This window comes from Pseudomonas sp. TE12234 (genome assembly GCF_054061835.1).
In genome coordinates this window covers 260,871-282,415 of the sequence record NZ_JBSSEP010000006.1, presented here as the reverse complement: position 1 = coordinate 282,415, position 21,545 = coordinate 260,871, and the positions used below count along the sequence as shown (strand labels likewise).

At 57.7% G+C, this 21,545-nt stretch carries 20 protein-coding genes and 1 pseudogene; 10 read left to right on the top strand and 11 right to left on the bottom strand.

Going from position 1 to position 21,545, the window contains the following annotated elements; translation table 11 throughout:
* Positions 1-137 precede the first annotated feature (137 nt).
* The 5 genes from ACVWYU_RS12660 (at position 138) to ACVWYU_RS12640 (ending at position 5,943) form a co-directional block, all read left to right on the top strand.
* Complete coding sequence (locus tag ACVWYU_RS12660) at positions 138-1,583, top strand: SulP family inorganic anion transporter (RefSeq protein WP_247257637.1); 1,446 nt, start codon at positions 138-140, stop codon at positions 1,581-1,583.
* 188 nt (positions 1,584-1,771) lie between these two features.
* On the top strand, positions 1,772-3,121 hold the full coding sequence (locus tag ACVWYU_RS12655) for a GntP family permease (protein ID WP_457372822.1): 1,350 nt from the start codon (positions 1,772-1,774) through the stop codon (positions 3,119-3,121).
* A gap of 15 nt (positions 3,122-3,136) precedes the next feature.
* Complete coding sequence (locus ACVWYU_RS12650) at positions 3,137-3,997, top strand: MurR/RpiR family transcriptional regulator (protein ID WP_457372821.1); 861 nt, start codon at positions 3,137-3,139, stop codon at positions 3,995-3,997.
* 1 nt (position 3,998) lies between these two features.
* A complete protein-coding gene (locus tag ACVWYU_RS12645; protein WP_457372820.1) occupies positions 3,999-5,456 on the top strand; it encodes a D-aminoacylase in 1,458 nt (485 codons plus the stop codon).
* A gap of 118 nt (positions 5,457-5,574) precedes the next feature.
* A complete protein-coding gene (locus ACVWYU_RS12640; protein WP_457372819.1) occupies positions 5,575-5,943 on the top strand; it encodes a glyoxalase superfamily protein in 369 nt (122 codons plus the stop codon).
* Between the two features lie 119 nt (positions 5,944-6,062).
* Here ACVWYU_RS12640 and ACVWYU_RS12635 read toward each other — a convergent pair whose 3' ends face one another.
* Entirely contained in the window at positions 6,063-6,767 is a 705-nt protein-coding gene (locus ACVWYU_RS12635; RefSeq protein ID WP_425524321.1) for a methyl-accepting chemotaxis protein, read from the bottom strand.
* Between the two features lie 201 nt (positions 6,768-6,968).
* Positions 6,969-7,847: pseudogene (locus ACVWYU_RS12630) on the bottom strand (methyl-accepting chemotaxis protein); the annotation flags it as partial.
* A gap of 391 nt (positions 7,848-8,238) precedes the next feature.
* Between ACVWYU_RS12630 and pmrG the strand changes: the two are divergent.
* Both pmrG and ACVWYU_RS12620 read left to right on the top strand, forming a co-directional pair.
* Positions 8,239-8,910, top strand: coding sequence for a lipopolysaccharide core heptose(II)-phosphate phosphatase PmrG (pmrG, locus tag ACVWYU_RS12625; protein ID WP_457372818.1), 672 nt, complete (start codon positions 8,239-8,241; stop codon positions 8,908-8,910).
* A 26-nt stretch (positions 8,911-8,936) separates the two neighbouring features.
* Entirely contained in the window at positions 8,937-9,767 is an 831-nt protein-coding gene (locus ACVWYU_RS12620; RefSeq protein WP_248914290.1) for a phosphatase PAP2 family protein, read from the top strand.
* 51 nt (positions 9,768-9,818) lie between these two features.
* Here ACVWYU_RS12620 and ACVWYU_RS12615 read toward each other — a convergent pair whose 3' ends face one another.
* The 3 genes from ACVWYU_RS12615 to ACVWYU_RS12605 all read right to left on the bottom strand — a co-directional run bounded on the left by ACVWYU_RS12615 (position 9,819) and on the right by ACVWYU_RS12605 (position 13,507).
* Positions 9,819-11,258, bottom strand: coding sequence for an ArnT family glycosyltransferase (locus tag ACVWYU_RS12615; protein ID WP_457372840.1), 1,440 nt, complete (start codon positions 11,256-11,258; stop codon positions 9,819-9,821).
* Positions 11,259-11,342: 84 nt separating this feature from the next.
* Complete coding sequence (gene rimJ, locus ACVWYU_RS12610; RefSeq protein ID WP_457372817.1) at positions 11,343-11,930, bottom strand: ribosomal protein S5-alanine N-acetyltransferase; 588 nt, start codon at positions 11,928-11,930, stop codon at positions 11,343-11,345.
* A 170-nt stretch (positions 11,931-12,100) separates the two neighbouring features.
* A complete protein-coding gene (locus tag ACVWYU_RS12605) occupies positions 12,101-13,507 on the bottom strand; it encodes a DUF2252 domain-containing protein (protein WP_390958604.1) in 1,407 nt (468 codons plus the stop codon).
* Positions 13,508-14,258: 751 nt separating this feature from the next.
* On the opposite strand from ACVWYU_RS12605, the gene ACVWYU_RS12600 reads away from it, so the two are divergent.
* Positions 14,259-14,393 carry a hypothetical protein gene (locus tag ACVWYU_RS12600; protein WP_457372816.1) on the top strand — a complete coding sequence of 45 codons (135 nt, stop codon included), beginning with the start codon at positions 14,259-14,261 and terminating at the stop codon, positions 14,391-14,393.
* Between the two features lie 249 nt (positions 14,394-14,642).
* Here the strand turns inward: ACVWYU_RS12600 and ACVWYU_RS12595 are convergent, their stop codons facing one another.
* Positions 14,643-15,491: a hypothetical protein gene (locus ACVWYU_RS12595; protein WP_457372815.1), complete on the bottom strand. Its 849-nt coding sequence runs from the start codon at positions 15,489-15,491 to the stop codon at positions 14,643-14,645.
* 436 nt (positions 15,492-15,927) lie between these two features.
* On the opposite strand from ACVWYU_RS12595, the gene ACVWYU_RS12590 reads away from it, so the two are divergent.
* Complete coding sequence (locus ACVWYU_RS12590) at positions 15,928-16,128, top strand: helix-turn-helix transcriptional regulator (RefSeq protein WP_457372814.1); 201 nt, start codon at positions 15,928-15,930, stop codon at positions 16,126-16,128.
* Positions 16,129-16,560: 432 nt separating this feature from the next.
* Positions 16,561-17,217, top strand: a complete 657-nt coding sequence (locus ACVWYU_RS12585) for an inovirus Gp2 family protein (RefSeq protein WP_457372813.1) — start codon at positions 16,561-16,563, stop codon at positions 17,215-17,217.
* A 202-nt stretch (positions 17,218-17,419) separates the two neighbouring features.
* Here the strand turns inward: ACVWYU_RS12585 and radC are convergent, their stop codons facing one another.
* The 5 genes from radC to ACVWYU_RS12560 all read right to left on the bottom strand — a co-directional run bounded on the left by radC (position 17,420) and on the right by ACVWYU_RS12560 (position 21,449).
* A complete protein-coding gene (gene radC, locus ACVWYU_RS12580; protein ID WP_457372812.1) occupies positions 17,420-17,917 on the bottom strand; it encodes a RadC family protein in 498 nt (165 codons plus the stop codon).
* A gap of 50 nt (positions 17,918-17,967) precedes the next feature.
* Positions 17,968-18,888, bottom strand: a complete 921-nt coding sequence (locus ACVWYU_RS12575; protein WP_457372811.1) for a recombination directionality factor — start codon at positions 18,886-18,888, stop codon at positions 17,968-17,970.
* A 106-nt stretch (positions 18,889-18,994) separates the two neighbouring features.
* The gene (locus ACVWYU_RS12570) at positions 18,995-19,999 is read right to left on the bottom strand and encodes a YqaJ viral recombinase family nuclease (protein WP_457372810.1); all 1,005 of its coding nucleotides are present in this window, start codon (positions 19,997-19,999) and stop codon (positions 18,995-18,997) included.
* A gap of 81 nt (positions 20,000-20,080) precedes the next feature.
* Positions 20,081-21,049 carry a DUF932 domain-containing protein gene (locus ACVWYU_RS12565; RefSeq protein WP_457372809.1) on the bottom strand — a complete coding sequence of 323 codons (969 nt, stop codon included), beginning with the start codon at positions 21,047-21,049 and terminating at the stop codon, positions 20,081-20,083.
* Positions 21,050-21,119: 70 nt separating this feature from the next.
* Entirely contained in the window at positions 21,120-21,449 is a 330-nt protein-coding gene (locus ACVWYU_RS12560) for a hypothetical protein (RefSeq protein ID WP_457372808.1), read from the bottom strand.
* Positions 21,450-21,545: the final 96 nt, after the last annotated feature.

Sequence of the window (21,545 nt, the reverse complement as noted above, 5' to 3'; positions counted from 1 at the left end):
GCCGGTATGGAGAACGCGGTTCACTGTGGGGAGCCTGCTCGCGATAGCGTTTCTGAAATCTCATAAACTGGCCGGGCCGCCCTCGATTCCGTAACATCCGCACACTCTTTCCTGCTACTCCCTGCATGCGGTCCCCCATGAAACCAAAACACCTACGCGCCGATGCCCTGGCCGGCCTCACCACGTCTTTCGCCTTGCTGCCCGAATGCATCGCCTTCGCACTGGTGGCGCACCTCAATCCGCTGATGGGCCTGTACGGCGCGTTTATCATTTGCACCCTGACTGCGCTGTTCGGTGGTCGACCGGGTATGGTCTCCGGGGCCGCGGGTTCGATGGCGGTGGTGATTGTCGCGCTGGTGGTGCAACACGGCGTGCAGTACTTGCTGGCCACGGTGTTGCTCGGTGGCCTGGTCATGCTGGCGTTCGGGCTGCTGCGACTTGGCAAACTGGTGCGGATGGTGCCGCACCCGGTGATGCTCGGCTTCGTCAACGGCCTGGCGATCATCATTGCCCTGGCGCAACTGGAGCATTTCAAAAGCGGTGAGGCCTGGTTGAGCGGTGCACCGTTGTACATGATGGTCGGGCTGGTCGCGGTGACGATGGTGATTGTCTATGTGCTGCCGCGCCTGACCCGCACGGTCCCGCCAGCCTTGGTGGCGATTCTGGGCGTTGGCCTGGCGGTTTATCTGCTCGGTCTGCCGACCCGTACCCTGGGTGACATGGCGCACATCGCCGGCGGCCTGCCGACGTTCGCCCTGCCGGACCTTCCCTGGAACCTGGAGACCCTGCGCATCATCGCGCCCTACGCGATCCTCATGGCGCTGGTCGGTTTGCTGGAAACCCTGCTGACCCTGAACCTCACCGATGAAATCACCGAGAGCCGCGGTTACCCCGATCGGGAATGCGTGGCGCTGGGCGCGGCCAATGTGGTGTCCGGTCTGTTCGGCGGCATGGGTGGTTGCGCGATGATCGGCCAGACCGTGATCAACCTCAGTTCCGGTGGTCGCGGTCGTTTGTCCGGTGTGGTCGCCGGGGTGGCGATCCTGCTGTTCATTCTGTTTCTGTCGCCGCTGATTGAGCGCATACCATTGGCGGCCCTGGTCGGGGTGATGTTCGTGGTGTCGCAGCAAACCTTTGCCTGGGCCTCGCTGCGGGTGCTGAACAAGGTGCCGCTCAATGACGTGCTGGTGATCATCGCAGTGACGGTGATTACGGTGTTCACCGATCTGGCGACAGCCGTGCTGTGCGGCATCATCATTGCGGCGCTCAACTTCGCCTGGCAGCAGGCCCGCGAGCTGTATGCCGACACCCACGTCGAAGCCGACGGCAGCAAGCTGTACCTACTGCATGGCACGCTGTTCTTCGCCTCGACCACACCCTTTCTCAACCAGTTCGATCCTGCCAACGACCCGTCCGTGGTGACCATCGATTGTCGCCACCTGAGCTTTGTCGATTACTCGGCCATCGCCGCGCTCAAGACACTGCGCGAGCGCTATGAAAAGGCTGGAAAGCACCTGCGCGTGCTGCACTTGTCCGAGCGCTGCAAGAAACTGCTCAAGCGGGCACGCGTGCAACACGACTGAGACCCCGCCCCTGGCAGGCGCGATGTAAATCCGCCTGCCTGATTTTCATTATTCGCGACAAGACATGCCTCTGCGCGACACCCCTTACCTCTGCACGAAAATTACTTTCACCTCGTTTGAATATCGCGTCTCGAAATGTTTTAAGAGTTTCACAAAACTTTCGACGTGACCCTCTCGAGGAGTACCGCATGACCCCGTCCTTCGGCTATTGGCTGCTGGTGTACGCCGCGGTCGCCATCATCGCGCTGATCGTGCTGATCGCCCGCTACCGGCTCAATCCGTTCATTGTCATCACCCTGATTTCCATCGGTCTGGCGCTGGTCGCCGGGATGCCGCCGTCCGGTGTGGTTGGCGCGTATGAAGCTGGTGTGGGCAAGACATTGGGGCACATCGCGCTGGTGGTGGCGCTGGGGACGATGCTCGGCAAGATGATGGCCGAGTCCGGCGGCGCGGAGCAGATGGCGCGTACGCTGATCGAGCGTTTCGGCGAGAAAAACGCCCATTGGGCGATGGTCTGCATCGCATTCCTGGTCGGGCTGCCGCTGTTCTTCGAAGTCGGTTTCGTGTTGTTGGTACCGATTGCGTTTACCGTGGCGCGGCGGGTGGGTGTGTCGATTCTGATGGTCGGCTTGCCCATGGTGGCCGGGCTCTCGGTGGTGCATGCACTGGTGCCGCCGCACCCGGCGGCAATGCTGGCGGTGCAGGCCTATCAGGCGTCGGTGGGGCAGACCCTGCTGTATGCCATCCTGATCGGTATCCCGACGGCGATCATCGCCGGCCCGCTCTACGCCAAATTCATCGTGCCGCGTATCCAGTTACCGGCGCAAAACCCGTTGGAGCGGCAGTTCCTCGAACGCGAGCCGCGCGGCAGCCTGCCCGGTTTCGGCATCACCATGGCGACCATTTTGCTGCCAGTGGTGCTGATGCTGATCGGTGGCTGGGCCAACCTGATCTCCACGCCGGGCAGCGGTTTCAACCAGTTCCTGCAGTTCATCGGCAACTCGGTGATCGCGTTGTTGCTGGCGACGCTGCTGAGCTTCTGGACCCTCGGCCTGGCCCAGGGCTTCAACCGTGAAGCGATCCTGAAATTCACCAACGAGTGCCTGGCACCGACCGCCAGCATCACCTTGCTGGTCGGTGCCGGTGGCGGCCTGAACCGGATTCTGGTGGACGCTGGCGTCACCGACCAGATCGTCGGCCTGGCCCACGACTTCCACCTGTCGCCGCTGCTGATGGGCTGGCTGTTCGCCGCGCTGATGCGCATCGCCACCGGTTCGGCCACCGTGGCCATGACCACCGCGTCAGGTGTGGTCGCGCCGGTGGCCATTGGCTTGGGTTACCCGCACCCGGAGTTGTTGGTATTGGCGACGGGCGCCGGGTCGGTGATTTTTTCCCACGTCAACGACGGCGGCTTCTGGTTGATCAAGGAATACTTCAACATGACGGTCGCCCAGACCTTCAAGACCTGGACCGTGCTTGAAACCCTGATCTCGCTCGTCGCCTTCGGTTTGACCGCGGGTCTTTCTTACCTGATTTAGCCGGAGCCGCCCGCCATGGACATCCTCTACCAGATTCGCGCTCGCCAGGATTCCTTCAGCGCCGGTGAAGGACGGATCGCCCGCCTGATGCTCGACGACGTAGGGTTTGCCGCGTCGGCCAGCCTCGACGAGCTGGCACAGCGGGCGGAAGTCAGTACCGCCACGCTGTCGCGTTTCGCCCGTACGGTCGGCTGTCGCGACTTGCGTGATCTGCGCCTGCAACTGGCCCAGGCCAGTGGCGTCGGCAGCCGTTTTCTCGATCCGGCGGGGACGCCCGAGCAGTCGGCTTTTTATGGGCAGATTGTCAGCGATATCGAATCGACCCTGCGTCAGCATCTGTCGGCCTTCGACGAGTCGCGCTTTGCCGACGCGGTGAAACTGCTGGGCAAGGCGCGGATGATTCACGCCTTCGGCATGGGCGGCTGCTCGACCCTGTGCAGCGATGAGTTGCAGGTGCGCCTGGTGCGGCTCGGTTATCCGATCACAGCGTGTCATGACGCGGTGATGATGCGGGTCACCGCCGCCAGCCTCAGCGCCGAACACGTGGTCATCGTCTGTTCGCTGACGGGCATCACCCCCGAATTGCTGGAAACCGTGGAACTGGCGCGCAACTACGGCGCGCGCATTCTGGCGATCACGCGGGGTGATTCGCCGCTGGCGCAACTGGCCGACATCGTGCTGCCGCTGCAAAGTGCCGAGACCTCGTTCATCTACAAACCGACCGCCGCGCGCTACGGCATGCTGCTGGCCATCGACGTACTTGCCACCGAGCTGGCACTGGCCAATCCTGAAGACAATCAAGAACGTCTGCGGCGGATCAAACTCGCCCTGGACGATTACCGCGGCGGCGATGATCACTTGCCGCTGGGAGACTGACATGATGTACGACACGCTGATTCGCAACGCGCTGATCATCGACGGCAGCAACCGCCCCGGCTACCCCGCCGACCTGGCGATTCTGAACGGACGCATCGAGCGTATCGGCGACCTGCACGACGCCCGCGCCACCGAAGAAATCGACGCTGCCGGCCGCGTTCTGGCGCCGGGTTTCATCGACGTGCACACCCATGACGACACCGTGGTGATCCGCCAGCCGCAGATGCTGCCCAAGCTCAGCCAGGGCGTGACCACAGTGATCGTCGGCAACTGTGGCATCAGCGCCTCGCCCGTGAGTTTGCGCGGCGACCCACCGGATCCGATGAACCTGCTGGGCACCCGCGCCGCCTTTGTTTATCCGACGTTCAGCGATTACCGCGCGGCCGTCGAAGCGGCGAACACGACGCTGAACGTCGCCGCGCTGGTGGGCCACACCGCGCTGCGCAGCAATCACCTCGACGATCTGTTTCGCACCGCCACGGTCGACGAAATTGCCGCGATGCGCGAGCAACTGCGCGAGAGCCTGGAGGCGGGTGCACTGGGCTTGTCCACGGGCCTGGCATACGCCAGCGCGTTCTCGGCGTCCACCGACGAAGTGATGCAGTTGACCGAAGAACTGACGGCATTCGGCGCCGTCTACACCACCCACTTGCGCAGCGAATTCGAACCGGTGCTGGAGGCCATGGACGAGGCGTTCCAGATCGGCCGCCATGCGAAATCCCCGGTGATCATTTCCCACCTCAAATGCGCTGGCGCCGGTAACTGGGGCCGCAGCCCGCAGTTGCTGGAATCCCTTGAGCGTGCCGCACAAACCCATCCGGTGGGCTGCGATTGCTATCCCTATGCGGCGAGCTCGTCGACCCTGGACCTCAAGCAAGTTACCGACGCCCATCGCATCACCATCACCTGGTCGACGCCGCACCCGGAGATGGGCGGCCGCGACCTGATGGACATCGCTGCCGAGTGGAACCTGTCGTTGCTCGATGCCGCCCGCCAACTGCAGCCGGCCGGCGCGGTGTATTACGGGATGGACGAGGCGGATGTGCGCAGAATCCTCGCGCATCCACTGTCGATGGTCGGCTCCGATGGCTTGCCGGAAGACCCATTCCCGCATCCACGCCTGTGGGGCGCGTTCCCGCGGGTGCTGGGGCATTTCAGCCGTGACGTAGGGCTGTTTGCGCTGCACACCGCCGTGCACAAAATGACCGGGCTATCCGCCGCGCGATTCGGCTTGAAGGAGCGGGGCGAGATCCGCGAAGGGCATTGGGCCGACCTGGTGTTGTTCGACCCGGCGACCATCCGCGACGTGGCGGACTTCAATGATCCGCAACGGGCCGCAGAAGGCATCGACGGCGTGTGGGTCAACGGCGTTCTGAGTTACTGCGACGGTCAGGCGAACGGACGCAGGGAAGGGCGGTTTCTGGCGCGGGAAGGGGATCTGCGAGACGGGTTTGAGTGAGGATTGGGGGTTGCGTCACAATGATGGCGCATTGATATTAAAGAATGCCATGCCCCAGCCGAATTGCTGACGTACAGCCCGACTCCACTCCGGGCCATTTCCGTCTGGGAGCAACGCGATGAGCCTCGGCAAAACCACCCCGATCCTGCGGATCTTCGATGAGATCACGGCCATGGAGTTCTACGTCGACTTCCTCGGATTCAAGGTCGACTGGCAGCATCGTTTTGAACCCGGCTTCCCGTTGTACCTGCAGGTATCGCGCGGTGAATGCTTGCTGCATCTGTCCGAACACCACGGGGACGGCACCCCGGGCTCGGCCCTGCGCATCGAGACCGATGAACTGGAAGTGTTCCAGCAGCAATTGCTGGCCAGGGAATACCCCTTCGCTCACCCGCAAATTCAGGCGATGCCGTGGGGCAGCCAGGACATGACCGTGACGGATCCGTTTGGCAATCGGTTGGTGTTTACCAATGCGATCAGTGTTTGAGCATCTGCGGTGACAGTCGGATCGCCATCGCGGGCAAGCCCGCTCCCACAGGGCCCGGTGAATACCTGTGGGAGCGGGCTTGCCCGCGATTGGATCGTTGATTCAGCGCTGAGCGCACGTCAGACGCGGAAGTGACTCACCATCGCCTGCAACTGATTCCCCAAGCGCGCCAGTTCAATACTGGATGCTGCCGTTTCGTCGCTGGCCGCAGCCGTCTGTTCGGAGACGTCGCGCACGTTGATGATGCTGCGGCTGATCTCTTCGGCCACGGCGCTTTGCTGTTCGGCGGCGGCTGCGATCTGCTGGTTCATCGACTGAATGTTGGACACCGTGCGGGTGATGCTTTCCAGTGAGGCGCCGGCCTTGCGGGTCAGGGCCACGCTGCTGTCGGTCAGGACACGGCTGTTGTTCATCACCATCGCCACTTGCTGGGTACCGTTCTGCAGACCCGCCACCAAACCTTCGATTTCTTCGGTGGATTTCTGTGTGCGCTGGGCCAGGCCGCGGACTTCGTCGGCCACCACGGCAAAACCACGTCCGGCTTCACCGGCACGCGCCGCTTCAATGGCGGCATTGAGTGCCAGCAGGTTGGTCTGTTCGGCCACGGCCTTGATCACATCCATCACGCTGCCGATCTTGTCGCTTTCCTGTTGCAGCACGCTCATGGCTTCGGTGGAGCGCACCACTTCACTGGCCAGGCGTTCTATCTGGGCAATGGCTTCGCCAACCACTTTGTCACCTTCGCGAGCTTCACCATCGGCCGCGGCTGCCGCTTGCGAAGCGTGCTCGGCATTGCGTGCGACTTCCTGCACGGTGGCAGTCATTTCGTGCATGGCGGTGGCGACCTGATCGGTTTCAACTTTCTGGCTGTTGACCCCGGCGCTGGTCTGTTCGGTCACGGCCGATAATTCCTCGGCGGCGCTGGCGATCTGGGTGACGCCATCGCGGATGCCGCTGATCAGGTCGCGCAGGGTTACGCCCATGCGCGCGATGCCTTGCTGCAACACCCCCAGTTCATCGCGGCGTGTCACCCGGACGTCGTGGGTCAAGTCGCCGCTGGCGATGCGATCGACCACGGCCAGTGTGTCGCGCAGCGGGCCGGTGATCTGCCGGGTAATGATGACGGCGGCAATGACACCGACCAACAATGCCAGCAACGTGCTGACCAGTTGCAGGGTGCGGGCCTTGGCGCTTTCGGCATCACGGCGGTCGAGTTGAATCTGATACAGCGCATCGCTGAGGCTGACGATGGCGGCACCCTCTTCGGTCATTTCCTTGCGTGCCTGCACCACCTCGTTACTCGCGGTTTTGTAGGCTTGTAACGCACTGCGGTAGTTGCCCAGGGCGGTTTCCAGTCGACGCAGTGCGTCTGGCTCTACGTCAGCGAAATGCACATTGAGCTGTTTCAGGCTGGCGATGGCGGCATCCAGTTGGGCGACGGCTTTTTGCTCGGTGTCGGCATTGGTGGTCGCGGTGTAGCCGCGTACTTCGTAGCGGGCCAGCAAGAAGGCTTCCCTGGCAGCGGTGATGGCCTGGAACTGTTCGAAGCGCTGATCGCTCGGCGGCAGTTGTTGCACGCGGGTGTTGAGGTCGTTGATCAGCGTATTGGCGGTTTCGGCATTGGCGGTCATGGCATCGCGGGCGCTGTTGCCGGCGCGGTAGGCGCCACGCATCTTGTTCAGGGACGTCTTGTAGGCGTCGATGACGGCGCCTTGCTCTTTGAGCAACTTGAGGTTTTCCGGGCTCTTGAACTTCACCAGCAGCGCTTGTTGTTGAGCGGAAAAGGCTTCGAGGGTGGTCTGCACGCTTTGGGCGTTGGTTTCGTCGCCGTTGGTCAGCATGTATTGCAGGCGCGCGACCCGTAGTTTGGTCAGGCTGGCGTTGAGCTGGGTGATGTCGCTCATCCAGTTGCTGCGGTCAATCAAACTGCCCAGGCTGGTCCAGCCGGTGAGGGCGAGCACGCAGGTCAAGGCGAGGACCAGGCCAAAGCCCAGGCCCAGTTTCAGGTTCACGCTGATGTTGCCGAACCAGCTATTCATCAAAATTCCTCCAGGAACGTGTTGCTTCTTGATCGTCGGTTGGCTGGAAGATTGTTGTTTTTAGGGCCAGCAAGCGGTGTAGCAAGTGTTTATCGGCCGCAAACATGAGAGCTGAAAGGTTTTTTCAGGGGATCTGTAACAAGGTTTTTGCAGGGTTTTGAGCTTTTTTTCACAATCGTTTCACTTTGAGTCGACGCCCTCCTGTCTAGTCTCATGGCACTATTTTGAGTGGTGCATGCCGGCGAGGCGGCCTGATGTGGTATTGATACTGAGTCTTTTCGGCGTAAAACGCTCGATCGATCTGAGCCGGCTGGCCCGTCATCGCAATGCAATCGTGGTGCTGGCCTCGGCGTTGCTGGTGATACTCCTGACAATATTTCTCCTGCGGCCCGCCGCCGTGCCGGACCTGGCCCATGGCAATGTGGCCGGTGCCCAGGCATTGCTGGCCGGTTGGGCCAAGGGCGACATGATCGTGCTGGTACGCCATGTCGAACGTTGTGATCACTCCAGCGCCGCCTGCCTGGTGGGCAACGACGGTATTACCGAACGCTCGCGTAGCGTCGCGGTGGCAGTCGGTGCGCACTTCGAGCAGTTGGGGCTGAACAAGGCCGACATCTACAACAGCCCGATGCTGCGAACGGCACAGACAGCAGCCTACATGTTCAACAAGGTCGGCACCGGTGAGGACTGGCTGATCAGCTGCAAGGGCACTATGCTGCGCGACGCTTTGGCGCACAAAGTGGCCGGACGCAACCTGATTCTGGTGACCCACAGCGAATGCATGGAGCAGCTCGAGAAAGACCTCAAGTTGTCAGGCTCCACTTTGGGCTACGGCGCTTCGTTGTTTATTTCCGCCGAAACGCCACAGACACCTCGCATGCTGGGCTTCATCGACGCCGCGGACTGGCAATCGGTGACGGGCAAATGAATTCATCTTTTTGATCAGGACACACGATGCAGAGTACTTCCCACCGTTTTTACTGGCTGAATTTCGGCATTCCCCTGGCCTGCGCGGCCGTGGTCTTCCTGATGTTCGACATGACCTCAATCGACCGCGCGTTCAGCAATCTGTTCTTTGATCCAATTTCCCAGACCTTTCCAATCGACCATGTTCGCCTCTTTGAGCAACTGACCCACAAGTGGGCGCGGATCATTCCCAACTGGACCGCTGAAATTGCGTTGATTGGGGCAATCCTGTCGTTTGTCTGGCCGTTGCTCAATCCGCCAAAACATCCGCGACTGGGCAACTTCCTGGAGCGGACCAAAGCCGCCCCTGTGCTTCGATTTGCCAGGGACCATCGTCGGGATTTTCTGTTTGTGGTGTTTGCGTTCGCAATTTGCACCGGGGTGATTCATTTCCTGAAGTCGCATACCAGCGTGTACTGCCCGATTGAAACGACGCTCTACGGTGGAAAAATTGCCCACGTCGAGTGGTACGAGAATTTCCAGCTGTTCAGGGAAGCAGGCGACGGCCGCTGCTGGCCGGGTGGCCATGCTTCCGGGGGCTTTACCATGTTGGCGCTGTATTTCGTTGCGCGTCGCTACCAGTGGCGCTTTTCCAAAGCGGTGATGTACGGGTCGCTGCTGCTGGGTTTCGTCTACGGCACCACGCGAGTGCTGCAAGGCTGGCACTACATGTCCCACACCCTCTGGGCCGGGATCTTCGTATGGCTGGCGTGTTTGCTGACGGCGCTGGCGTTTTACGGCCGGGCGCGGCTGGATCAGCCGGTTCTGCAAAAGCATGAACGGCGGGTAGCTGTAGCGCAGGCTCAGGCAGCCAGTTAATCCAGATGTCGAAATGTAAAACCCGTGATCCCCAGGGATCACGGGTTTTTTTTATTGCCCTACAAAGTAGTAATCCTGCTTCCCGACCTTCATGGATTTGAGCACTTTCAAGGGGGCGGGCGGTTCTTCATTGGCAGCCATGACCGCTACGTTGGAAGGCGACGCCGTCAGGAACTCATGCAGCTGCGCCTCGGTATCCAGTCCTTTGAGCACGCGGTGGGTATAGAACACGCTGGCGCCGCCCAGGCGTTCGCTGGCCTGATACAGCGCGACCTGCTGACCGTTGGCTTGCAGGGTCTGGATCTGCTCGGTCAGTGGCAGGAAGGACAATTTGCGATCGGCCTGGGGGAACACCCATTGTGCAGCGGCGAGGTAGCTGACGATCACCACGGACAGCGTGCCAGCCACCACGCTGCGACGATGTCGGATAATGCTGCTCATCAGGGGCGGGGCGTCTTGCCGCGCCTTCAGTCTTGCGTACAGGACGCTCGCGTACTCGGCGGCGATGACAGCTGCCGCCGGTGTCATCGACATCAGGTACACAGTGCGTTTAGTCGACGCCAACGTCAGCATGACGAACTGGGCCAGGATCCACAGGGTGAAGAACAGCAGGTAACGGTTGGCCATCAGGCTTTTGCGGAAATGCCACAACCCCAGATACACCAGAATGTTCCAGGGCAAAAACGCCTGGGGCAGTTTGGCCAGATAGTAGTAGAACGGTTCGTGATGACCGGCTTCCACGAAGGAGCCACTGAAGCGTCCGACGCTGTTGGTCAGCAGCAGCTCCGTCAATGCCTGGATGCCGCCGCGCTGATACAGCAGCGCCAGCCAGATCATCAGTGGCAGCAACCCCAGCATTGTCAGCAGCCCCGGACGTACCCAGTGCGAGAGGTACAGACGCTTGTCCATCAGGCTTTCTGCGAGCAAAAAGGCGAAGATCACCACCCCCGGCATTGCCAGTCCCAGGATGCCTTTGCTCAAGGTAGCGATGGTGATGCCCAGGGCGAACAGCAGCGCATTGCCCAGGCTCGATTGGCGGTGGCCCTGGAAGAACGCCAGTAGCGTCAGTGTCACGCCGAAGGCGAGCAACGCGTCTTCGCCGACGCTGCGCACGTTACTCCAGTAACTGGCCATGGTCGCCAGCAGAAGAGCAGCAGTCCAGGCAAGGATTGTCGGCCGGCCGAACCGACGCAGCATCGTGAACAACAGCATCACGCTGAACAATCCGGCGAATGCCGAGGCAAGTCGCACTGCCCACGACGTGCCGCCGAAGATGCGAATGGCTCCGGCATCGAGCCACAGGCTCAGGGGTGGTTTTTCCAGGAAGGGTACGCCGAACAGGTGGGGCGTCACCCAGTCATTGTCCAGGTGCATTTCCATGGCAATGCCGGCGACCCGCGGTTCGGTGGAACCTTGCAACTGGTGATTGCCGAGGGCGAAGAAAAATAGCAGCGCGGCAAGCAGAAAAAGTGAAGAAGAGTAGCGTGACATGAGATGTTGGTAGCCGAAGAGGGGGGTAGAGCTTTCAAGCATACAAAGCGAATCCTTAACAAAGCGTGAACGCGGTGTGAAAGCTTAGGATAACTGTCTGGACCAGCACTGATCAGGGTCTTCATAGACCTTGCTGACCAGCGCCGTCAGTACATGATCCTGCCAACGCCCGCCGATGTTCAGGTACGCCTTGGCATAGCCTTCGCGCTCGAAACCCAGGCGCTCCAGCAACCGGGCGCTGCGCTCGTTGTCGGGGATGTAGTTGGCCATGATCCGGTGCAGGTTCATGGTTTCGAACATGTAGCGGATGCCCGCTTGCAGGGCTTCATGCATCAAGCCCTGGCCCTGGCGGGATTGGTCGATGTGATAGCCGAGGTAGCACGCCTGAAATGCCCCGCGAATGATGCCGCTGAAATTGCACGCACCGATCATCTGCTCGCTGTCGCGATCCAGCACGGCAAAGTGCACCGCGTAGCCGTCTTCAAAGGCAAAGGCCTGCTGCGCCAGGCGCGAGCGGATTTTTTCCGGGCTGTAGTAATCGTCAGGCCGAACCGGCGACCAGGGGGCAAGGTGGGCCTGGTTGCGTTGGTAGAAATCGCTTTCCAGTGGCGCCTGGCTGGGGCTGAGGATGGCCAGCGTTACGCGTTTGCACGGCAGGGTGAGGATTGTCATCGAGCGCTCCGGGTTGCGGTGGACGATGACCAATCTACAGGCAAAAAAAAGCCCGCGGGAGGGCGGGCAAACCGTAGTTTCTTGAATGAGCGAGGGAAATGTACAGGTTGCGACCAGGACCAGGGGTGAAGAAATGTTCATTTGTCCGGCGATGGCCGGCGCGCCCGAGGCTAAGGCAAATGATCTGCCGCAAAATCCGCTTCCGACCGCGCGCGCAAGCGGCCCTTGCGACAGGCCTGCTGGAAGCGCATGAAGTCGCGTTCGTTCTGTTCGGCATAACCCTTGGCGTATCGGTGGAGTGCATCAGCCAATGCGTCTCCCTTGCCGATGTAGCCAGTGATGTGCGCGGCGTAGCCTGACGACTTGGCGTGGGCATTGGCCAAGGCACGACCACAGACCCTGCCGTAGGCCGCAAAGGTCTCGGCGTCGAACGTTTCGAGCTCTGCGGAGACTTTCATATCGCGCAACTGACGCACATAGAAATGACGACCGTTCGGGCCGGTGGTCCAGCCAAGGAACAGGTCGCTGGCCGATTGCATCAGGCGCTGGCCATCGACGACTCGCTGCCCTTCATGCCGTGTCCGTGACTTGCTTTTGACGTAATTGGCGATCACGGATTGGCGTGCTTCCTTGAATTGCAGGAAGAGCGGGAACTCTTGTTCGTCGGTCAGCAAAGCCACCAGGCATCGGGTGCCAACGCTGCCGACACCCACCACCTTGAACGCCATGTCGTGAACCTGAAAGCGTGACAACAGTGCCCGGCGGTCAGTCTGCAAGGTGGCGCGGTAGTCGCGCATGAACGTTTCATACAGCGGCTGCCAGTCGGAAAGGCGCAACCAGTCATCCTCGGCATCCAGCAGGGTGGTGTTGTCGTGCAGGTGGAAGATTTCCGGCAAGTCATCACGAATGACCAGGCGACCCTGGGCGTCACGCTCGCTGATTTTCGGCAGCAGTTCGGCGTGGGTGCGACGTTCGGCTTTTTCGATGGCGCGCTCTACATGCTCAAGTGCGCTTTTACGCGCCTGTTCGCGCAAGTCGTCATAGGAAATGGATTCGTACCAGGTCTCCAGGGTGCTTTGTTCAGCGCATTCGAGCATGGTCTGTTGATAAGCGCGCACCGCTTCATGGCAGACCGCTTCCTCGACCGAGCTGCCGTGACGCAGGTCGCGGGCGGCCACCAGAAAACTTGCCACCAGGCGTTTCAAGTCCCACTCCCAGGGCCCGGGATGCGCTTCATCGAAGTCGTTGACGCTAAAGACCAGATTGCGTTCGGGGGTGGCGAAGCCGCCGAAATTCATCAAGTGACAGTCACCACAGATCGGCGACACCAGGCCCATGTTCGGCGTGCCCGCCAGATCGTGCGCTTGCAGCAACGCATTGCCGCGAAAGAAAGTGAAGGGTGAGACCAGCATGCGCCCATAGCGCAATTCGACCAGCGACTTGACCCGCCCCTCGCTCGACGCCTTGATCAGCGGAATCGGATCACGGTTGCCTTTACCCAGCGTTGCCTGTGCGCTGCGCGAGCATTTCTTGCGAGCGTCCTTGCCTTGTTTCAAGCGATCTTTGAGGGTCGTCATTTGGGCTCTATCGGCAGGGTGTGTAATGTATGCCAAGTGAGTGTAGAAGGAGTTGAAAGCGCCGTGCCTGCTGCCTCCAAGTTAATGGCCTGAAAATGCGGGCAATCGGCAGCACTGATGCGGGGGCGCCAATCGGGCCATGCTTGGGATGGAAGGAGTGGTGCGCTGGCAAAGCGCCGGAAAGGGAGGTTGCTGAAAAGGCGCTGGGATCGGCGTGAATCCGCAACTGCTCACGGCAGAATTCCAGAGTGCAGATGCAACGAAGCCCGCACTGGGCGGGCTTCGTTGGGTTTTGATTGGTGGGCCGGGGTAATCTGAACTGATCGTATATCCATTTGATTTTTATAAAAAATTATCGGTTAACTTTACTGGTGGAATACCTATTGGAATACCGTTTCGTCAAGGATGCTTTGAAATAGCCATCGATGGCTGACACGGCTCCTATTTGGGTGCAAAAAAGTGGCCAAACTGAATGTCAGATTCCCACTCCTCTCAACTCACGCCTTCCTTTTGAATTGCACCTTTTCTGACGCGTGAGTCGTTTTTCGCTGCGGGTATACCCGGCGTCGCGTTTGTCTGATGGGCGATGAGGGGCGCGCGGGCAGGTAGCTTGCGCATCATCTGCTACTGGCAGCCCAATGATGGATAGTCATGTTAGCGATTTAAGGCAAGGAGAGCGTGAGAGCCTGACCTCCGACCAGGAAAAGCCCAAACAGGGCGTCACCGAAGTGCTGAGAGAGCGAGGTGCCAAATGAAAAAGCGCGATCTGCTTGCCGAGATGATGCAGGGCGTCAGTAAAGTGCTAACCCATCGCGAAGGCATGAACATCTTGTGTCAGTGTGAGCTTGAAAAAATGCCGGCATCCGAGGCTATCGCTGCTTATTAGATCGATGTTTCTGCAAGACGATGCGTCTGTCCCAACATGTATTTGTACGTCCTTTCCGTGTCAGCAGGGAGACACTGGGAAGATGGGCGCAGGGAAGAGCGAGGTCCAATACCCAGTCTGCAGTATTCAAGTTGGATGAAAAATATTCAGACATGGTAGGGCGTCTGGAGAATTTCTGATATCCAAGCCCCCGAAAAAATAGGGGCTTTTAATCGGCATATGCTTTGCCTGGCCGCTAAAGACTGTTGGTTAAACATCCAGCAGTGGCCGGAGCTTTTCTGCAATATAGATTCCCTTCTCTTCCTCCATCTGCAGCAGAATCTCTAATACCTGGGTTCGTTTCAAGTCATATTTTTCTACTAGCTTGTCTAGGCGCTTGATTGCTTTGTTTGACAAAATAAAGTTGTATTGTTTTTTGTCTGTCTGTTTCTCTCGATACTTGTTTTGACTCCAGCGCTTTTTTATTTCCTCGACGAGCAGTTTTACCTCCGCTGGGCCCATTACCAACGCGTCAAAAAAAATAACTAATTCTTGATGGCTTTGGATTTTGTCAAGGATCCATGGGAGGAATTTGTGCTTGTTGTGCACTATGTCCCAAGCTGCTTCCAGCTTTTTTTGTTCGTCGGACCCTTTGAACCAGTCAAATATTTTGTCGTTTGATTTTTGCTGTTTCCAAAGGGTTTCAAGTTGGAGTATTTCATTTGACTTACTTTGTGGATCTATTTTCCAGAAGTCAATCAAGGCTAATGCGAGTTCGTATTTTGGTAGAGTGTTTAGTGTGTGCATGTGTGGGATTGGTGTTTTTTGTTGTAGTCGTTGAACTATCCACCCGATTTGTCTTTCATCTTTGGTGATCCATTGTAGATATTCATCGGAGATGAAATAGTAGTTTTTGTTGGTCTCGATCTCTATTTTTAGCTGGGGATGTTGGTCGATAAACTTTGCCATCTCGTCCCTTATCCCGTGGCTTCGCAATTCGCCGATCTGAAAGCTTGGTACGGATGTCTTTAAATACAGCCACAACCAGTTAGTGAATCTTGTATTTGTGTCTATGTTGCTTATGGATTTTGCGAGTTGGTCGTGTCTACTAACTTCCATGGTGGTTTCTCCTGGATTTAAGAATTAGTATTCTCTATTTGTTTCTAGTAGAAATCAAGTGGAAAAAATGGTGTTTATTGATGTAATTTTATCTGATTTCTAGGGCATTTATAGTAGATTAAAATATGCTTGGATCCACGGATTTTCTGGATTTTATATGGCGTGGGTTGACGTTGCGCAGTAGTAATGTGGCTGTAAGCCGCTCGTATAAATCGCTCCTCACGAAGAAGCTCCTCGGAGGTGATTGCTTAATAAAGTTGATCGCGTTAGATGATCATTGAACGGTGCTGATTCGAAACGACGCTTTTCCCAATATGATGAGGGACGCCTTGAGGCGCTTGGAGTTTTTTGGTGTGTGGGGGTGGTCCTCACTTATTGGTGATGTAAAGATTTACGTGGCTCGCCAATCCATTGAGTGGATATGAGGAGCTCAATCATGAAAATAATTCGACTGAATCAAGTGAAGGATGTAACGGGGCTGGGGCGCTCTACCGTTTACAAGTATATCGCGGAGGGATCATTCCCAAAGCCGATTTCATTGGGGGATCGCTGTGTTGGCTGGCTCGAGAGCGAGATCCACGATTGGATCTTGGCGAGAGTCGCAGAGCGTGATCTGCAGGAGCCTGCAGTTGCTTGAGGATGGCAGCGATCTAGTGGTAAAGCGACAAATTTATTACTTTGCTTGATTTAAGAAAGCAACATGGCTGGGGGGCGTCCATCCAGTCATGATGTTTTTTTGTCGGAGTATAAGTTTTTTTGAAAGTGATGGTTTTTTAATTGATTTCCTCAATGTTTATTGTGTTTGGGGTTGTTCGTCTTTTCGGTATTGGTAGTATGCTTTAGTAGTGTCGATTGGTAGTGCATGTCTGTAGTTGAAATTTCTTTATGTTATTGCTTCCAGGCTAAATTAGCTAATCGTCTGTGTTGGCTGTCGTTAGTGTGTCGAGGTGCATTTGGATGGGTGTCAGGTGCTCAATACAGCACTTGGTACAGCTTTGTCTGTTTGTGAGGCTCAGTAAAAATGTACTTGGTGTACTGAGGGTATGAACCTAAGCCATGGAGTACCAGCATGACTCGCCATCCTAGCAATACAAACTTGACTCTTCACTACGAAAATATCTACCAAGGTTTGCCTGTGCAGGTAGCGAAGGGGCCTTTTATCAGTGAGTATCTAAACCGTCTTTACCAGACGGTGGGTCGAGCACTTACTCAGTACCCCCGTGTATTTGCATTCAGGTTTGATTTACGACTTCCTGCCGAGGACCAGTTACCTGAGAATGCTTACACGAACGAAGTGATTGGCCGTTTCATTGAGTCATTCAAGGCCAAAATCAAACATAATCGGAATAAAGCCCGACAACTGAACAAGTACGCCCATGACAGCAACGTTCGCTTCGTCTGGGCACGTGAGCAAGGGCAGCATGGAAGGCCTCACCACCACCTGGCAATCTTGCTGAATTACGATGCTTTCAATGCACTGGGCAAGTTCGAGCCGGGCAGGGATAACATGTTTAACCGTTTGGTGGAGGCTTGGGCCAGTGCTCTGGGCCTATCTGTAGAAGCGGTCAGCGGCTTGGTCGAGATCCCGGATAACCCCTACTATCACCTGCTTCGTGACGACCTGGTTGGACAGGCCGAGTTCTTCTATAGAGCTAGCTACCTCTGCAAGTCGGCTACCAAGGGCTTTGGTGATGGTCATCACGGCTTTGGGTCTAGTCGGATCTGATACGACTCGTTTGGCTTTACATGTAGTGCTGGCTAGCGCCGGATTTAGTCAATCGTCGCTGGCTGCAGAAAGGATGTGCATGCAATATCGGCAGCAGCCGACGCTGAGTAATAGCGCTCAATGCAAAAAAAATAGTGGCTGAGAGGGATGACTGCCCTGGCATTAGCCAAGGGCAGTCTGTCGGACGGTGTGAGGCTAAGAGTTACACGTAACCTCGTTCAGCCAACGATACGCAGCCTTCATGACCTACAACCACATGATCCAATATTCGGGTACCAACCATGTTCAGGGCGCTCTTGAGGGTCGTGGTTAGTGTGCAATCGGCTTGGCTGGGTTCTGGGTCACCGGAAGGATGGTTATGGACCAGAATCACGGCTGCCGCATTGTGCTCCAGGGCTATCTTGACCACTTCCCGTGGGTACACGCTGGCTCCATCCAGCGTGCCTCGGAACAGCTCCCTGAAGCCAATAACCCGGTGTTTGGCATCGAGCAGTAGTAGCGCAAAGACTTCGTACTCGTGGTACTGCAGCAGTGTTTGCAGGTGGCTAAAAACCTGCTTTGGCTCAGTCAATGCCCGGCCTTTAGACAGACGGCTCATTGCCAGTTGTTGCGCCATCTGCAGGATGTCAGCCTCGGTAACCGGGGATTCCATGACATAGGTGCCGGTTGTTTCACCGGCTATCAGCTTGTGATATTTCATGCGGGTATTCCTGAGCGAATAGGGAGAGCGCAGAAGAGTTTGAGAAGGGGTTACTGAACCGAAGATCTGTCTTTGTGCCGCGAGGCTTGCGACTCCAGCTTTTGGGCGAGTGAGGGTTTGTCGGGCACTGCCAGTTGGGCTTGAAGCTCTATGTGGTTGTGCTGATCCTCAAGGGAGGGAAAGAACTCCTCAACGATGGCACAGGTGTCTTCCTCGCTGTCTTCAAAGGCCCCATTGTTAAAGCCCTGCCGGGCCGCTTGATCCAAGGCGCTCTGGTCAAAGCCAGAGGCTTGTCGGGTCTCCTCCAATTGTTTGGCTGTGAGTAAGGCATCCTCCATGCCCAGGCCACTGCGTACTGTGATGTCTACGTAGAAAATCGGTGTACCGTGGCTTTGGCGAGTGGACTTGCCCCGCAGACGCAACTCCAGCGGTAGGCAGGCCAGTCGATCGCCGGAGATTGCTTGCAGGTAATGGAGACGCGCTGCCAGGGTGCGGATGCTGTTGTAGCCTGTGGTGCGAAAGACAAAACTGCCCAGCGTATCTTCATCACCAATCACCACGTTGAGCCGGCCGTAAGGCTTGCAGGCATTTCCTTGAGCCAGTGAACAGCCATCCGGTGAAGGGCAGGGCAAAGACTGAATGCCGTCCTTGGTCAAACGCTTGCAGGTCTCGCCATTGCCGACGCACAGCGGCCGCCCAGTGTTACGGTCGAACAGGCTGTAGTCAGCCCGAAAGTTGAGTTCTGGCTCGTTGAACAGCAGCCGGATCGGAATGCTGCGCAGTTTGCCGTCCTGGCCATTGCGCAGTTCTTCGTTGAGGGGATGCAGTAACCAGCCGTCACGGCTCTGTACTTGGGAGGTGAGGGTGAATTGATCGTCCTTTTCCGGCAGACGCTTGCCGTTCTTTTCGACGACCTTGCCGATGGATATTCGGCCCAAAATCGGCGGTGTGATGGCTAAACCTTTGAGCATGGGAGTTCTCCTGTATCTGAAATAGAAACTCCACCGAGACCGCATGAGCAGCCAGGGTGGCATTGGAGAGAAAGGGCATGGGGATAAGGTCGGAGCGAACAAACGTTCAGGCCAGCAGAAAACGTCGACTGCCGGCTTTGGTGGTCGAGTAGCGGACTTGCAGATGGGGCTTTTCTTTTAGTAGACGGGGGATATCCAGGGTCACGCTGTCTTTGGCTTTCTTCCAAGTGATGCAGCCGGTTGTGAAGGTCGCCCGACTGGCATCTCCCATGGCCTGTTGTAACGTTTGCTTGAGTTGAGCTTCCTGCTTCTCCTGCAAAGCAATTGACTCGCGCACGCTCTGCAGTTCGGTAAAGGTTGTACAGAGTAGCGTGTCCTGGCTGAAATCCAGGCTTTGCCCACTGTCCTGTGGATACAGACAGCGTAACGCCTGCTCCGCCGAGGCAGAACCGTCTGCCGGTGGCGGTGTATCGCTGACCACGTAATCCCAGAACAGCTGCTCCAGGTCGATCAGCTGAGCAATCAGCGCTTCGTCGCGTTCGATGCGATGGATTTCCAGGTGCTGGCCACCGAGCAGTACCGCCACATCAGCGGCCTGCTTGCCGGTGACGGCGAGCTGGTGCATGACTTGCAACTGCACATACTCAGGCACACCCTCTTTCCAGAGGCGTGCGCCGTTTATGCCGGCGGTTTTGCATTCGAGAATCTGCACGTCTGAGGCGCCGATCACCTCACGGTCGATGTTGGCCAACATCCAGGGCAGTTTTGGATCAGGATGCTGCAGCACCGCATTGACCCGGCGCACCCGGTGACCACTGCGCCGGGTGTAATGTGTTGCGACAATCGGCTCCAGGATATTGCCCCAATAAGCAGGGCTCTCTTCATCCTGTGGATCGATCTTGGGCAGGGAGCTATCACGCCCGGTTTTCTCCAGCCACAGCTCCAGCTGGGATTTGTAAGGATTTAGGCCCACAGCAGCGGCGGCATCCGAGCTTCCAATACCTTGTTTGCGCACGGCCAACCAGTCCTCGCGCGGCAGTTGTTTAGTCCCCACCAGACGTAAGGCAGGACGGGGTTTGCTGCTGGGTTGTTGCAGAGTTTGTGTGCCCATGATGTTTTCCTGTGCGGCATAAAAAACGCCCGGCCAGCAGAAGCTGACCAGGCGCTTTAATGATTGAATAAGTGAGTGGGGCTAGGCGGCGAGTTGCAGTGCGGCCTGCAGGGCGCGATGTTTGAGGGCAGCACCTTGGCCAAACCAGGCCGAGTCCATGCGGTATTCGGTACTTCGGGCACGCCGCTCGTGATCAACGTATTCGGTCACAGCATTGAGCAAGCCCCAGGCGGTTCCTTGAGCCGACACCAGTGTGGCGCCACGCCCCTGACCTTCATACAGGCTCTGCACCTTGCGCAGCGCCCGCTCGTTAGGAAGTACTGCTGGTAGTGGGCTGTTGGGGCTGGCATCACACAATACGCTCATGAAAAACCCCAAGGCCTCATGCCATTGAACCTTGTGTTCAGACAGCATTTGCATGCGGTGCATGAAGTCGTCCCATTGCGAGACGGCGATACCTAGCTGCTTCTTCACCGCTTGCGGATCAAAGCGGGTGTTGTGCGGCACTTTGATTGCCCGGGCCCTACCATCCAGAGCGATGGTCAACGTGTTATTGCAGACCACTCGCACCGTGGTGGGTGTTGCGGTGGTGGCCAAGGTGCCGTCACAGGAGGTGGCCAGCAGTAGGTAGCCATTGATCTGATCGTTGCCTTTCAAAGCAGTGGATTGGCCAGTACGGGCCAGAGCCCAGAACTTGCGGCCGCCTTTGAGCACTCCAGCGGTTTCCAGCTCGTAGCCCGAGACCTCAGTCAAATCCCGGTAGAACTCCAGTACTTCACGAGGCTGCACAACCTGGTAGCGGTGGGAGACCACCGACAACGGTGCCTTGGTATCGGAGCGATACAGCACCTTCTGTTCAGGGAAAGAGTGAATCGATCCAAGAGCACCGATGCTCTCGGATTTGAAATGCACTGGACTGTCCTGGATCTTCCAGTCCATACCCGCTTCCCGCTGCCAGACTTCGAGGGGTTGTTTGGGGGAGAGGCGACTGCCCAGGCCATGCCAAGGCGTGGCTCCAACGTAAGCCATTTGTTCAACAAGATGAGCCATGGGAATGATTCCTGACAAGTAATCGATAAAAGGCAGCGTTTCTACGAAAACGCCGCCGGTTCACAACGACTTAACGCCTGACGCTAAAGCGATGACCGCACTCCACGCATTGGTAGTTGTCCAGAACCTTGTCATCAATCTGTTCGCCAATCGTTGCGCCGGCGAGACCACCGGCGACGCCGCCAAACAGCCCGCCGAGAAGGGCGCCGGCAATACCACCCACCGCGATACCGACGGGGCCGCCGATTGCTCCCAGCACTGCGCCGGCTTCCGCTCCCGATAGGGCGCCGGCAGCGCCACTGGCCGCCCCACCAGCGGCGCCAATCAAACCACCTGTTTGCTTTCCGATGTTTTTCGTGATGACTCGTTCAGAGTTGCAGCGAGGGCAAGGGGTATACATACGTAAATCCTCTCAAGTGATAAGCGTGCTGAGCCAAAAAGCAGGCACGCCAAATCCCCTACCGCAGTCATACGGTGGGGCGTTCACAGAGGTGAT